General features: G+C 41.9%; 12 protein-coding genes. 10 read left to right on the plus strand and 2 right to left on the minus strand.

Annotated elements, in window-relative coordinates:
* Position 1: 1 nt before the first annotated feature.
* Positions 2 to 664, minus strand: coding sequence for a GNAT family N-acetyltransferase (locus AC1W6K_RS07580; protein WP_481719988.1), 663 nt, complete (start codon positions 662 to 664; stop codon positions 2 to 4).
* 225 nt (positions 665 to 889) lie between these two features.
* On the opposite strand from AC1W6K_RS07580, the gene aat reads away from it, so the two are divergent.
* The 3 genes from aat to AC1W6K_RS07595 all read left to right on the plus strand — a co-directional run bounded on the left by aat (position 890) and on the right by AC1W6K_RS07595 (position 3,111).
* Positions 890 to 1,492: a leucyl/phenylalanyl-tRNA--protein transferase gene (aat, locus tag AC1W6K_RS07585; protein WP_481947027.1), complete on the plus strand. Its 603-nt coding sequence runs from the start codon at positions 890 to 892 to the stop codon at positions 1,490 to 1,492.
* Between the two features lie 60 nt (positions 1,493 to 1,552).
* A complete protein-coding gene (gene proB, locus AC1W6K_RS07590; protein ID WP_481947028.1) occupies positions 1,553 to 2,581 on the plus strand; it encodes a glutamate 5-kinase in 1,029 nt (342 codons plus the stop codon).
* A gap of 158 nt (positions 2,582 to 2,739) precedes the next feature.
* A complete protein-coding gene (locus AC1W6K_RS07595) occupies positions 2,740 to 3,111 on the plus strand; it encodes a four helix bundle protein (protein WP_481947029.1) in 372 nt (123 codons plus the stop codon).
* 113 nt (positions 3,112 to 3,224) lie between these two features.
* On the opposite strand, the gene secA is transcribed toward AC1W6K_RS07595, so the two are convergent.
* Complete coding sequence (secA, locus tag AC1W6K_RS07600; protein ID WP_481947030.1) at positions 3,225 to 6,584, minus strand: preprotein translocase subunit SecA; 3,360 nt, start codon at positions 6,582 to 6,584, stop codon at positions 3,225 to 3,227.
* A gap of 151 nt (positions 6,585 to 6,735) precedes the next feature.
* Here secA and AC1W6K_RS07605 point away from each other — a divergent pair, with 151 nt between their 5' ends.
* The 7 genes from AC1W6K_RS07605 to AC1W6K_RS07635 form a co-directional block, all read left to right on the plus strand.
* Positions 6,736 to 7,209: a hypothetical protein gene (locus AC1W6K_RS07605; RefSeq protein WP_481947031.1), complete on the plus strand. Its 474-nt coding sequence runs from the start codon at positions 6,736 to 6,738 to the stop codon at positions 7,207 to 7,209.
* 56 nt (positions 7,210 to 7,265) lie between these two features.
* On the plus strand, positions 7,266 to 8,636 hold the full coding sequence (locus tag AC1W6K_RS07610) for a DUF1800 domain-containing protein (RefSeq protein WP_481947032.1): 1,371 nt from the start codon (positions 7,266 to 7,268) through the stop codon (positions 8,634 to 8,636).
* A 2-nt stretch (positions 8,637 to 8,638) separates the two neighbouring features.
* On the plus strand, positions 8,639 to 10,180 hold the full coding sequence (locus AC1W6K_RS07615) for a DUF1501 domain-containing protein (RefSeq protein ID WP_481719974.1): 1,542 nt from the start codon (positions 8,639 to 8,641) through the stop codon (positions 10,178 to 10,180).
* A gap of 92 nt (positions 10,181 to 10,272) precedes the next feature.
* Positions 10,273 to 11,166, plus strand: a complete 894-nt coding sequence (locus tag AC1W6K_RS07620; RefSeq protein WP_481947033.1) for a DUF6089 family protein — start codon at positions 10,273 to 10,275, stop codon at positions 11,164 to 11,166.
* Positions 11,167 to 11,170: 4 nt separating this feature from the next.
* Positions 11,171 to 11,854: a DUF6089 family protein gene (locus tag AC1W6K_RS07625; RefSeq protein ID WP_481947034.1), complete on the plus strand. Its 684-nt coding sequence runs from the start codon at positions 11,171 to 11,173 to the stop codon at positions 11,852 to 11,854.
* 38 nt (positions 11,855 to 11,892) lie between these two features.
* Positions 11,893 to 12,654, plus strand: a complete 762-nt coding sequence (locus AC1W6K_RS07630; RefSeq protein ID WP_481947035.1) for an isoprenyl transferase — start codon at positions 11,893 to 11,895, stop codon at positions 12,652 to 12,654.
* 8 nt (positions 12,655 to 12,662) lie between these two features.
* A partial coding sequence (locus AC1W6K_RS07635) for a BamA/OMP85 family outer membrane protein (RefSeq protein ID WP_481947036.1) occupies positions 12,663 to 15,154 on the plus strand: 2,492 nt, incomplete at its 3' end.

The following is a 15,154-nucleotide window of genomic DNA, read 5'->3' on the forward strand; positions in this document are numbered from 1 at the left end:
TTTACTTCGTTTTTCCTTTCGAATGGAAAGGCATTAATAATTTTTCTTTCATTTTTTTCAGCTGCATGAAATCGGCAATATTCTTCAAGAATATCCACTTCTCATCTTTTTCAACATTGCCATCAGCTTGGTTTGGGTCGAAAATCATGCCCGTACACAAGCAGATTTTACGTTCTGTACGAGTCAAAATATCATAATTCACGCAGGATTGACAACCTTTCCAGAAATTGTCATCTACGGGCAACTCGGAAAAGGTCGTTGGCTCATAGCCTAGGTCGCTATTGATTTTCATCACAGCGAGCGAGGTGGTTATACCAATGATTTTTGCGTCGGGATAGCGTTCGCGCGACAATTGGAACGCTTTTTCTTTGACAGCTTTGGCTACGCCAAATTGCCTGTGACTAGGTCTGACGATTAAACCTGAGTTAGCAACAAATTTACCATGTTGCCAGGTTTCGATGTAGCAAAAGCCTACAAATTCGCCCGTAACATCATCGGTAGCGATGATTGCTTTGCCTTCCGACATCTTCTCTTGAAGGTAATCAGGGGTTCTTTTGGCGATTCCGGTGCCTCTTGCTTTGGCAGATTCCGCCATTTCGTGGCATATTGATTCCGCTAAGTCATAATGGGATTGACTGGCGACTTGAACAGTGTATGAATTCATGAATGATAATCAGAAATAAATAATTTATTGAGTACGTGAAACTGTACAGGGTATCAAACCCTGAAAATAAACCTTCGTCGTCGGACGGAGGTAATGACGTATTTCATTGAATTATTTATCTTCATGTTCTTGTTAAACAGCGGATAAAGCCGCTAATTTGTCGCCAATTAAGCGCCAAATTTCACTAATTTGATGGGTAATTCCCAATAAACCTTCAATTATTTCATGGAAAATAATAATTCCTTGAGCACGGATCAGTTGATCTACGCATATGCCTCCGGTGTTTTTCCGATGGCGGATGCGGAAACGGGAGATGTAAATTGGTATCGACCTGATCCTCGGGCGATTATTCCTATCGAAACTTACCAGCCAGGACGTTCGCTCAAACCCATACTTAATAAGGGTATTTTTGAGATTCGGGTGGACCACCAGTTTAGACGCGTGATGGAATTTTGTGCTGCGCCGCGCGCGCATGAGTCGGAAACATGGATTTCCGCTGAGATTATTGACGTATATACCGCATTACATGAAATGGGTCTAGCTCATTCCGTTGAAGCTTATGTAGCGGGGGAGCTGGTGGGTGGATTGTATGGTGTACATATGGGTGCTGCTTTTTTTGGTGAATCCATGTTCACGCGAGCATCCAATGCCTCCAAGGTTTGTTTTCATCATTTGATTTCAATTTTACGCGCTAATCAGTTTGAATTGTTGGATTCTCAGTTTATGAACAATAATGTGCAGCGTTATGGGGCAATTGAGATTTCGCGATCAGTCTATGAAAAACGTTTGGCAAAAGCGATTAATCGCCCATGTAGTTTTGTATTTTAAACGCGCTTTTAGACCACATTTCAACGGAAAGGGCTAAATTGCATTTTCATTTTTTACCCTATGTCAAAACCAATTCTCGTTATCAAGTTCGGTTCGTCTTCCATCACCCATGCAAATGGGGAGGTTAATGAACTGACATTAGCGAAAATTGCCGAGCAAGTTGCTTCGTTAAGTTCACAGTATTCCATCGTTTTAGTTTCATCAGGTGCTGTGGCTGCGGGTAAATCAGCGTTGCATAATTATAAGGCTACACTTTCAGAACGGAAGGCTGCGGCTGCCATCGGTAATCCAATTTTGATCGCGAAATACAGTCATTACTTCCAAAAATATGGCATTTCGATTGCGCAAAGTTTGTGTGAACGCCATCATTTTTCGGAAAGAGAATCCTTTCTACAATTGAAGGAAACGTACCAGGAATTATGGCGAAGTGGGGTAATTCCCATTGCGAATGAAAATGATGTAGTTAGTAATGTCGAGTTAAAGTTTTCGGATAATGATGAATTAGCGACATTGATTGCGACGGGATTTGGGGCGGAGAAATTATTGATATCTACGTCGGTAGGTGGTTTATTAGATGCGCAAGGTCAGATCATCCGTCATGTAGAACGCATTGATGCGGATATTTTACATGTGGTTAATTCGGATACATCGAGTACCGGTTTGGGAGGGATGATTTCCAAATTAACCTTTACGCGGTTAGCGACACGGATGGGAATTAAGGTCGTTATTTTCGGACTTGATCAGGGTCAGGGAATCGTAGATGCCCTCCATGAAGAAATAGGCACGGTTTTCGAGGCACAGGAGGCTTCATTTACGGCTCGCCAAAAATGGTTAGCCTCCGGAAGTCTAATTGCCGGCAAAGTAGTCTTAGACAAAGGTGCTGTAAAAGCCATCCAAAATCGCAAAAGCTTATTATCAGTGGGCGTCATCGAATACCTCGGCGAATTCGACAAAGGCGAAGTGATCGAAATCCTAGATGCCCAAAAAAATCCAATCGCCGTCGCCCGCGCCCGCTATTCTAAATCAGAATTGCAGCAGGCAAAGCAGGGGATGGAAGTTGCGCATGCGGATGACATCGTTCTTTATTAGACGCTAGACTTTAGACGTCAGACGCTGGACTTTGCACTGATTTTGTAGAGACGCGATACTTCGCGTCTAGTTATCAAAATATATGTTTATTGATTTTATAAACTCTTTATCAGTTTTTCATTTATAGAATCCCTCTTATTTCTTTTCCTTTACTTCCCATGAAGAATCAAAGGAAATTCGAAAATCTGTTAGTCTGGCAACGCTCAGTACCTCTGACCAAAAAAATCTATTTTCATTTTAATGTATCAGACGATTTCGGATTTAGAAATCAGATTCAGCATGCAGCCATTTCAATTTCCAATAACATAGCAGAAGGTTTTGATCGTAAATCAGACCGGGAGTTTAAGCGTTTTTTAGCGATTGCTTTAGGCTCCCAAAGTGAAGTTAAATCAATGGTTATTACTGCTTTTCACTTAAGTTACATTAATGAAGAGGATCAACAGGAACCAGTTGGTCAAATCGATGCCATCGGTAAAATGACAAATTCCTTGATCAATTTCTTAACCAAGGAATTAGAAAAAAATAAATAATATTTTGTCCAACGTCTAACGTCCAACGTCTAACGTCCAACGTCCAACGTCTAACGTCCAACGTCTAACGTCTAACGTCCAACGTCTAGCGTCCAACGTCCAGCGTCTAACGTCTAAGATATAACAACCGCTCTCCCACTCTCTACATCCGCCTCCACAGCCTTGTACTTCACATTTTCCTTGATGCTGCCATCAATGTACTGAACCGTAACGCGCTGATTTCTGTCCGCGATTTTAATCGCCTGACGTGGTGCGACACGCTCTTGAGTCGCTTCGGATGGGTCGTAATATCCGGGATTTTCTTGTGCGCCAGATAGGCCGCCCAACAACGACGACAATGCCTCATCTTTGCTCATCTGTAATTTAGGAGTCTTTTCTTTCGGTGCTTTTGCCGCCGATTGATTCGTCGACTGCACCGCCGGAATCTCCGCCTTAACCACAAAACTAATCGTGTCCATATTCACCCGAGCCACAAAACGTTGGAATAAATTCACCGCCTCAAATTTGTAAATCAACAAGGGATCTTTTTGCTCGAATACGGCATTTTGCACCGACTGCTTTAAGTCGTCCATCTCGCGTAAATGCTCTTTCCACTCTTGGTCAATTAATGTCAACGTAATGAATTTCTCCATCTCAGTAATCACTTCCTTACCCTGTGAAAGAATTGTTTTATCCGCATCCACCACAATTCCAGTGACCATTTGGCCATTTGAAATAGGTACTTGAATGCCTGAAAATCCCTGACGTTTTGCCTCTTCCGCCACTTGAATCACCTGATTCGAAATCACCTCATTCTTCGCTTTATAGTGCTGCTCCGCCGCCAAAAATAATTGTTCCGTCTTGCGATCAGGTGCCAAACGACTAAATTCCTCCGCCGTAAACGGAGGCTCCATACCCAAAATCTCAATCACCTTTAATTCTAATTCGGTGTAGTCGGTGTAGTTTGCCGACAAATCTTGGCACACGTCAAATAAAATATTAACGATGTCCAACGATAAACGCTCGCCCAAAAGTGCATTTTGCCGACGTTTATATATAGCATTTCGTTGGTAATTCATCACGTCATCGTATTCCAATAACCGCTTCCGAATACCAAAGTTATTTTCCTCCACTTTCTTCTGCGCACGCTCAATCGACGACGTAATCATCGAGTGCTGGATCACTTCTCCCTCTTCCATCCCCAAACGATCCATCACTTTAGCAATACGATCCGACCCAAACAAACGCATTAAATTATCCTCCAAAGACACAAAGAATTGAGACGAACCCACATCCCCTTGACGTCCCGCACGACCACGCAACTGGCGATCGACGCGACGCGATTCATGTCGCTCCGTTCCTATAATAGCCAAACCTCCCGAAGCTTTCGATTCTGGACTTAACTTAATATCCGTTCCACGACCCGCCATGTTGGTCGCAATCGTAACCTTGCCCGATTGACCCGCTTCCGCCACAATCTCCGCCTCGCGCGCATGCTGTTTGGCATTCAATACATTGTGCTGAATCTTGCGAATACTCAATAATCGACTCAATAATTCTGAGTTTTCAACAGACGTTGTACCCACTAAGACCGGTCGGCCTGCCGTAACTAATTCCTGAATCTCCTCCGCAACGGCATTGTATTTTTCGCGGACCGTACGGTATACTTTGTCCTCATGATCCTTTCGTTGAACCACACGATTGGTTGGGATGGATACGACGTCCAACTTATAAATCGTCCAAAACTCACCCGCCTCTGTTTCCGCTGTTCCCGTCATACCACCTAATTTATGGTACATCCGGAAATAATTTTGCAAGGTAATTGTCGCGTAAGTCTGCGATGCATCCTCCACATTTACGCCCTCCTTTGCCTCAATCGCCTGATGTAATCCATCTGAATACCGACGACCCTCCATCACACGACCCGTTTGCTCATCCACAATCTTCACTTTGCCATCGACCAAGATATATTCGGTATCTTTTTCGAATAGGGAATAGGCTTTTAATAACTGGCTCACCGTATGAATACGGGATGCTTTTTCATTGTATTCTGAAATGAGCTGCTCCTTTTGAGCTAATCGCTCACTATCGTTCAAGTCCTTATTTTGCTCGATTTTAGTTAAATCAATCGATAAGTGAGGTAAAACGAAGAAATCAGGATTTTCTGTATTCCCACTCATAAAGGCCAAACCTTTTTCAGTCAATTCAACCTGATTGTTTTTCTCCTCAATCGTAAACAATAAAGGCTCATCCGCTTGTGGCATCAGTTTTTGATTCTCTGCCAAATAGATCGATTCCGTCTCATTCATTAATTGCTTCATGCCGCTTTCTGACAAGAATTTAATTAATGGTTTCGACTTAGGAAGTCCGCGGTGAGCACGAAATAACGCTAACCCACCTTCTTTGCGATCTCCCGCAGCGATCAATTTTTTAGCCTCAACTAAGAAATTTTGTACGATTTGTTTTTGGGCTTCAACCAATTTGTGAACGCGCGGTTGGAACGCCTCAAACTCCTGTTCATCACCTTTCGGAATCGGTCCCGAAATAATTAACGGGGTACGCGCATCATCAATCAATACAGAATCGACCTCATCCACCATCGCAAAATGGTGTGGTCTTTGCACCTGATCTTCTAGACTTCGTGCCATATTATCGCGCAAATAATCGAAACCAAATTCGTTATTTGTGCCATACGTAATATCCGCCATATAGGCTTGTCGGCGCTCATCCGTATTCGGCTCATGCTTATCAATGCAATCCACTTTCAAGCCATGGAATTCAAACAAAGGTGCATTCCACTCGGAGTCACGTTTCGCCAAGTAATCATTGACAGTTACAATATGTACGCCACGTCCTGCTATCGCATTTAGGTAAGTGGGAAGTGTAGAAACCAACGTCTTACCCTCACCCGTACCCATTTCAGAGATTTTTCCTTGATGCAAGACAATACCACCGATCAACTGTACATCGTAATGTATCATCTCCCAAGTAATCTGATTGCCTGCCGCGAGCCATTGATTATGCCAAATTGCTTTTTCGCCCTCAATAACCACATTGGCTTTTTTGGATGCGATAAATTTATCTTCAATGGTAGCCGTAACGACTAATTTTTTATTCTCTGTAAATCGACGTGCCGTTTCCTTTACAACAGCAAAGGCTTCGGGCAAAATGTCAAGAAGCACAATTTCCAATTGCTTGTTGCGCTCTTCGTTTAATTTATCAATTTGTTGGAAAAATGTCTCCTTTTCATCCACATCAGCCGTAGCCATTCCTTGCGTATGCAATTCAGTAATTTGCGTGTCGATTTCCAAGAGAAATTCGGCAATACGCTGTTTAAACTCGGAGGTTTTGCCACGAAGTGCATCATCTGAAATCTCATGCAGCTGAGCGTAGGCGTCTTTAATTTTATCAACAATCGGAAGAATTACTTTGATGTCGCGGTCCGATTTAGTACCAAATATCTTTGTAACGGTTTTGCTTAGTATCGAAAACATGTTTGACAGTGCCTACCTAGGCTTGGTGAAAATTTAAATTGCAATTTACCAATTTGAATTTTTATCCGTGCTATGTTGGATCAATTAATCCAATATTTTTGAAAATTTGAACCTATAATTGGTTTATTTTGTATTCCAAATTTCATTTTCCATGGCTGATTATCCCGTATCACCCCGCCGTACCCCGCGCAAAAAGTTAAAAATGCCAATATTTGGTGGCATGATGGGTGGATCCTCTTCAGGTCCTGCAGTTACAGGAAAGAATTTCACTACCTATCTGATTGCTATTGTTGCTGTCGCATTAATTGCACAAATCTACTTGCCTCAATTCTGGGCTGAAAATTTATATGACTCTCCAGATGAACTGACTGAGATGACTTTAGATGGAGCGATTCGAAAGAAGTATGCGGACGCCTCAAATAAAAATGAAATCCACTACATTTTAGTTGTTAAAGAAAAGGGGAACACGCGAAAAAAAATTGATTTGTATTTAGCTGACCCCAATTTTTTCGATCAGGTAGCTGTTCCTTTTCGTGTCAAAAAAGAAGCCGGTAGCCTCGCAGTGCGTGTTACACGCTTTGCCAAACCCGATACCATATTGAATATTAACCTGTTAAAAAAATAATCAATTAGTTGATTATTCGGTTTTTACTTTTATATTTGCGTTATAACTTACATTTTATGCCTAGCGCATCACCATCAAACGTTAGACATCTTCTATCCAGAACATTGTTCGGTTTTTCAGCGAATGACTATGAAAAAGCGATGGGTTATGGGTCGTTAATTTCTTTAGTGGATCAAGCTTTATTAGCCCCAGTTCCACTTCCTGCAGCTCCTAATGCGTGGGTTTCGCTCGTTCCTGCTCAGGCCCAACAAAGTTCCGGCGATGCTGGACGCTGGTATACGGAATTAACGCAATGGTGGAATAAACGCATGTATACACAAGGGTTAAGCATGCAAGAAAAAGTCGTTTTATTTCTGCATAACCATTTTTCCTGTGAACGTGACAAGGTGAATTATCCCCAGTACATGTATCAGCAGAATCAGTTGTTTCGGAAATTTGCCTTTGGAAATTTCAAACAGCTTGTAAAAGAGATTAGTGTAGATCCTACCATGCTGATCTACCTTGATGGTAACAATAGCCGCGGGGCAGCCCCAAATGAAAATTATGGTCGTGAATTATTGGAACTTTTTACGATCGGTATCGGTAATTATTCAGAGAACGATGTTAAACAAGCTGCTAAAGCTCTCTCAGGATATCAAGTGCGTGGCTTAACGGTTACCTATGATCCAGCCCGTTCCTACACAAATGCTTCGCTTACCATTCTAGGTAAAACAGCCAAATTTAATGTCAATTCGTTAGTCGACTTAATTTTCGAGCAGAAAGCAACGGCTGAATTTATATGTCGCAAGATTTACCAACATTTCGTATACTATAAAGCGGATGAAGTTTTTGTAAAAAAAATGGCAGACGTTTTTCGGTCCAATAATTTTGAGCTGAAACCGGTATTTCGATTTTTGATGCTTTCGGATGAGTTTTACCAACCAAGTATTTTGGCTAGTAGGATAAAAAATCCACAAGAATTAATGATCGGTTCATTAAAGCTTCTGCAAATACCAGTGCCAGATTGGAACAATGTGTTTGAGCTAGCAAGAACGCTGCAAATGCAATTGTTTCAACCACCTGATGTCGCGGGCTGGCCCGGACAACGGGAGTGGATTAGCTCGACGACCTATTCGCACCGAGGCGGATTTACGGATTCGTTGCTATCTGGAAAGCGGTTCAATGGTGCTAATGTTACGGGCAAATTGAATCCTTTGGTATATGCGCGAAGTTTTGCCAACTGCGAGAAAGCGGTGGCCTTTGTCAATCAACTCATTGACCTATTTATAGTATTTCCAATTTCGGATACTAAGCGGGCGTTTTTGCTAGAAACGATGTTGGAAGGCACGATTGCGGCCAATTGGTCTACAAATACACCTCAAGCAGATGTGCGTATTGCTCGTTTAATTAAGGCGATGATGCGCATGCCCGAATATCAATTGAACTAAGGATGAAAAAGAAGATCAGTCGGCAATCATTTTTACAATCAATGGCAGTTTTGTCCGGAGGTGTTACTTTTGGTATCGGTTCGATGCCAGGTAAAGCCTTTGCACAGATTCCTTCTGCTCTTGCAGGTCAAGCAGAGCCAGGAAAAGTTTTAGTTATCATTCAGTTGGGTGGAGGTAATGATGGATTAAATACCGTGATTCCAGGAGAAGACGATAAATATTACACTGCCCGTCCCAACATTGCTATTCCAAAAGCAAGTGCCCTTAAGTTAGATAAAGACATGTATTTGCATCCCTCGATGGTGGGAATTAAAAAATTATATGATGCGGGCCAAGTGGCTATTGCCCAAAATATTGGGTACCCGAACCCGAATCGCTCGCACTTTAGAGCTACAGATATTTGGAATACAGGTTCTGCTTCAAACGTGGTTTTGGAGGAAGGTTGGGCCGGCCGTTATTTACTGACGCAGTATCCTAATTTCCCGATTCAAATGCCTAAGCATCCGATGGCGGTTCAATTGGGCTCTGTTGAATCCTTGGCCTTTCAGTCAGATCTTGGCCGTTTTGGTACTGTTTTTGAAGATCCGAACCTATTTTATCAATTGGTAAATGGGTCAACTGCCGATATGGATGCTCCGCCGAAAACGCAGGCAGGAGAGGAGTTGGGTTTTTTAAATCAAGTGGCAGCAGCTTCGATTCAGTTTGCTACGGTCATTCAGTCCAGTGCGGCTAAAGGAAAAAATTCGTTAACCTACCCAAGTACAGGTTTAGGTAGGCAGTTAGGAATCGTGTCAAAGTTGGTGTCTGGAGGCTTAAACACCCCCATTTATTTAGTTAATATAGGTGGATTTGATACGCATACAAATCAACTAACGCAGCATGCCAATTTGTGGCGGACGATTTCAGAGGCTGTATCTGCTTTTCAAACAGATTTGAAAAATCAAAATTTGGCTGATCGGGTAAGTGTTATGACATTTTCGGAGTTTGGCCGACGCATCAATCAGAATGGTTCATTAGGTACCGATCATGGAACGGCCGCGCCTATGTTTGTTATTGGAAAAACTGTTCGTGGAGGTATTTTGGGTGCTAATCCGGATTTAACTTCCGTGGATGCGAATGGTGATTTGAAATTTAAATACGATTACCGTCAAGTATATAGTACTGTTTTACGGGATCACCTTGGCTTAGATAATGTGCGAACGGCGACGATTTTTCAATCTACCTTTGAGCGACTTCCTTTATATAACAATTCGATCGAGGGAATGCCTGAGCAACATACGATGGAATTATTGGTGCCTTGGCCGAATCCGATTCGCCAAACTGGCTTGATTCAATATGGTATTTTTGTGGAGACGGATATTTTACTTGCAGTTTATGATATTCAAGGCCGCTTAATCCTGAACTTGTTTGAAGGAAAGCGCGCGGTAGGTTCTTATTCTGTGACTTTGGAGGGTTCTTTGCTAGCCTCAGGTCATTATATTCTGAGTTTGCAAAATCTTCGTGGTGGCCGAATAACACGAAGCATCCAGATTCAAAACGATTAATTTTTTCCGGCCAAGCAATATTTGTTACCTTTGATGAATCAAATGCAGGCAACAATTCTACATTTTGGTCGTTATTCATCAAATTTTAACTAATGCGTTTATTTCTGCTGGTAAGTTTATTTTTGATCCGTTTTGCTTCAATGGCTCAAAGTCCGTTTTGGTTTTTAGGTCAACGGGCTGGTGGGTATACCGATCGCTTTGATGCCCATTCTACTGTTTCGATCGGTATGGGATCTTCGAATTATATAGGTGATTTAGCCCCTTTAGGTGGTTTTGCACAGGCCGGAATTCAGTCGATGCGCTGGAATCTAGGAGCTCAATTTACACGTCATTTTTCAAAAAATTTCAGTGCTCGATTTGGTTTGTCGTATGTGCGACTTGCCGGGGACGATAATTATTTTGATCAAAATGGGGACTTTTCAGGCAGTTACTACCGCAATTTGCATTTTCAAAATGACTTAAAGGAGTTAACTATTTTAGGTGTTTTTGAACTGATGGGTAATAAAGAATTCATTCGCAAAAGACCCCAATTTGCACCATATGTAATGGCGGGAATTGCGGCATTTTCACATGACCCCCGGGCTCGAAAAGATGCTTTTATGTCGAATGGAACATTAGTTAAAGGAAATTGGATTAGTTTACATGGTCAAAATACCCCATCCGAAGGAAATTCCTACAGTTTGGTGGGACTGGCCATTCCGGTGGGCGTAGGTTTTCGCTACCGTTTGACGGATGATTTTGATCTTGGTTTTGAAATCATGCACCGTGTGGCGTTTAGTGATTATTTGGATGATGTTTCGGATAATCGGAATCAGGTACCTGCGGCAACTAGTTTTTATACGAATCGTTCTATACTTAGCGTTGCGCCTAACACTTTAGCGGTTCGAAATACGACCAAACCCGCTGTGGTTCCCGAATATTCATGGGGAGTAGATCAGTATTTTACCACCCAAATTCAGTTGGTATATCATATTCCTAAAAAGTAGTCTGTTGAATCGTTTTCTTCTTTTTGTGGGTTTATTTCTGAGCTGTCTGACGTTTGATACACTTGCACAACGCTGGGCGTTATCGGCCGCGACAGGGATGAATTTATATAAAGGAGATGTTAGTGATTGGAAGTTAATTCCGAATTTGAATCAATTGAAAGTTATTTCAACAGCGGTAAAATTCAATGTACGCTATCAACGTACGCAGGCATTTGCTTACCGGGCTCAAATTAGTTTAGGTCGAATTAGTGGAGCAGGAATTAATAATCCCGGTCCAAACCCCTCCCTTAGGTCTACTTACTTTACTTCACCTTTAGTAGAGATGTCTGGTATCGTAGATTATAATTTCTTGGATTACCAGACTGATAAAAAGATTAAAAACTGGTCTCCTTACGTGTATGGTGGATTGAGTTATCTCTTTGCTAGTCCAAAGGGTAGTTTTGGTTCAACCACACCATTTTTCACTTGGGCTATCCCGTATGGCGTGGGGGTGAAGTATCAATTAACTCCTCGGTTGGGATTGCAGTGGGAGTTTGGCTCGAGTAAGGCATTTTCGGATATGCTGGATAATACGCCCTCGGAGGGTGGGAGTGTCAGTAACTTTACGACCCAACAAACGGATCAGGTTTTACAGAGTTCAATTACCTTAACGTATGTAATCAAATCCGTTTTTTGTCCTCGCGAATAATCCCTACCTTTGCCACCTATGTGTAAGTTTAGTTAATTGTGAATCAGAATTTAAAAGAATCTATTGACCTAGGCAATCTGCCGGCGCACATTGCCGTTATTATGGACGGGAATGGTCGGTGGGCAAAACAGCAGGGTTTTACGGATCGTATTTTTGGTCACCGTAACGCGTTAACAGCCGTTCGGGAGACGATTGAGGGTTGTGGGGAATTGGGCGTGGGTTGTTTAACCTTGTATGCTTTCTCTACGGAGAACTGGAATCGTCCACAATCTGAAGTAAAGGCATTAATGAGTTTGTTGATCAGTACCATTCACGATGAATTACCATCGATGATGAAAAATAAAGTACGTTTGCGGGCGATTGGTGATTTAAGTTCGTTGCCTGTGAACTCCCAAAAGGTTTTGCAGGATGCGATAAACCAAACGGCTGAAAATACGGGTTTGACTTTAGTTTTGGCCTTATCTTATTCAGGTAAATGGGATTTAGTCCAGGCAACTAGGCAGGTGGCGTTGAAAGTAGCTGCTGGTGAATTATCGGCTGATGCGGTGAATTCGGAAGTGATTGATCAGCATTTGGCCACGGCTGGAATGCCGGATCCGGATTTAATGATTCGGACGGGTGGGGATCATCGAATTAGTAATTTTATGTTGTGGCAATTAGCCTATGCGGAGTTATATATTTTTGAAGAGTTATTTTGGCCTGATTTCCGGAAAGAGCATTTACATCAGGCAATTTTAGATTTCCAAATGCGGGAACGTCGGTTTGGGAAAACGAGTGAACAAGTTAAACGCGAGGGCTAAGCCTATTCATGAAAAATATCAAGTGCATGCAGTTTCAAAAAGTATCTAATCAATTTAAATTGTTCCGATTTATAGTATTGGGATTATTTCTTTTAGGTAGTCAATTAGGTTTTGCTCAAATACGTGGGGGTAGATTATTTCCCTCTACTGCACCGTCAGGTCCCACATTTTCCTTTGCTGATCCTCAAGAATTAGAGATTGCGGGTATCGAGGTAACTGGTTCACAGTTTTATGATGGAAACTCGATGATTAATATTTCGGGTTTACAAGTGGGGGATAAAATCAAAGTGCCTGGTGATGCGATTGCGACTGCAATTCGTAAGATTATGGATCAAGGAATTTTGGATGAGGTAGAGATTTATGTGGTCAAAACGGAAGGAACTAAAATTTGGTTGGGTATTCAATTAAAGGAGCGTCCAAGATTGTTTGCATTAAAATATACGGGTATTCGTAAGGGGGAGACGGAGACTTTAAATGAAAAAGTTAAGACATATAAGGGTAAGATTATTACGGAAACGTTACGGAAAAATCTAGAACTAGTTATTCGAAAGTATTACCAAGAAAAAGGGCGATTGAATATCAAAACGAAGTCTCAAATCGTAGTAGATACCTTACGCGGTAATAATGCTACGCTTGTAATTGCTGTAGACAAAGGTGCTAAAGTTAAGGTGAATAAGATTATTTTGAATGGAATTGAGGCTAAGCAAAGAGCATTAATCCTGCGAAAAATTAAGAACACCAAGCAGCAGCGATTTGGTCGTGTTTTTAAGCCTTCTAAATTTGTTCCTAAGAAATGGGATGAGGATAAGGAGACATTACTTGCGGCGATGAATAAGTTGGGTTTCCGTGATTTTCAAATTGAATCTGACTCAGTTTCTCGATTTAATGATGAGTCTGTTAACTTAACAATTAATTTAGTTCAGGGTAAAAAATACTTTTACCGGTCGATCATTTTTGATGGGAATTACATATATCCGGACTCGGTTTTGAATGATGTTCTGGGTATAAAAAAGGGAGATGTGTTTAATACGGAAGAGTTAGATAAGAAAATGGCTGGAAATCCAGGTGAAGACTTGAGCTCTGTTTACATGGATAATGGGTATTTGTATTATAATGCAGAGGCTGTGGAAACAGCTATTGTAGGTGACTCGATTGATTTAACGATTCGTATTAGTGAAGGAAAGCAGGCGACGATCAACAAGGTTGTGTTGAATGGTAATACCAAAACGTCTGACCATGTTGTCATGCGCGAAATTCGTACGCTTCCAGGTCAGAAATTTAATAAGTCGGCGATCATCCGTACTGTTCGCGAGTTGTCGACCATTGGTTATTTTAACCCAGAAAAAATTACACCAAATCCAATTCCGAGACCGGATGGTACGGTGGATATTGAATATAATGTGGAGGAGAAACCTTCAGATCAGATTGAATTATCTGGTGGCTGGGGTGGATTCATTGGTTTTGTGGGAACATTGGGGGTTGTTTTTAATAACTTCTCTGCAAAAAATTTAACAAAATTGTCGGCATGGCGTCCTTTGCCAGCTGGAGATGGGCAAAAATTATCGATTCGTTTTCAGGCGAATGGTGCGGCTTTTCAAAACTATAGCTTAACGTTTACGGAGCCTTGGTTAGGTGGTAAAAAACCTAATTCATTTTCTGTTTCTTTGAATCGAAGTGTATCGTATCCGTATCAGTTTCGGAATACGGGATTTGGTGGTCAAAATCAGTTTGGTGGAGGCGGTTTCGGTGGAGGCGGTTTCGGTGGAGCCGGCTTCGGTGGAGGCGGATTTGGCGGCGGTGGCTTCGGCGGTGGTGGTTTAGGAGGATTTAATGGTGGTTTGGGTGGATTTAATTCCTTTGCTGTTCCTGATTCATTACGTTCGGCACACTTTAATGTGACTAGCATTACGTTCAGTTTAGGAAAGCGCTTAAAATGGCCAGATGATTATTTTTCGTTAAGTAATTCCCTAGCGCTTTCTTCGTTTGATGTTGACCGTTATTACACATGGGCTTATCCACAAGGTATTTCTACTTCGATTACCTTCATGACTAACTTCTCTCGGAATAGTATTGATAACCCTACTTTTTCGCGAAATGGTTCTAGTTTTTCACTGACAGGTTCTTTGACTCCACCTTTTTCTTTGTTGGGCGGGAATAAATCAGGAACCTTGATTGAATATCATAAATGGATGTTTGATGCTAGTTGGTTTACCCCGTTGATTGGGAAATTGGTACTTCATACCCGTGCCCACTTGGGTTTCTTGGGGGCTTATGGCAATCGGGAGACAACTCGTTTCGAGCGTTTTGATGTGGGTGGTTCTGGTATGGTGCAAGGATTTCAATTTAACCGCGATATAATCGGTTTAAGGGGTTATAAAGATAGGTCGATTGGGCCATCAGGTTCGTATGGTAATGGAGGTGTCGCGTACAATAAGTTTGTATTGGAAGCGCGTTATCCTGTTTCGTTGAATCCGTCGGCAACGATATTTGTTTTGGGATT

The organism is Aquirufa sp. (genome assembly GCF_964796385.1).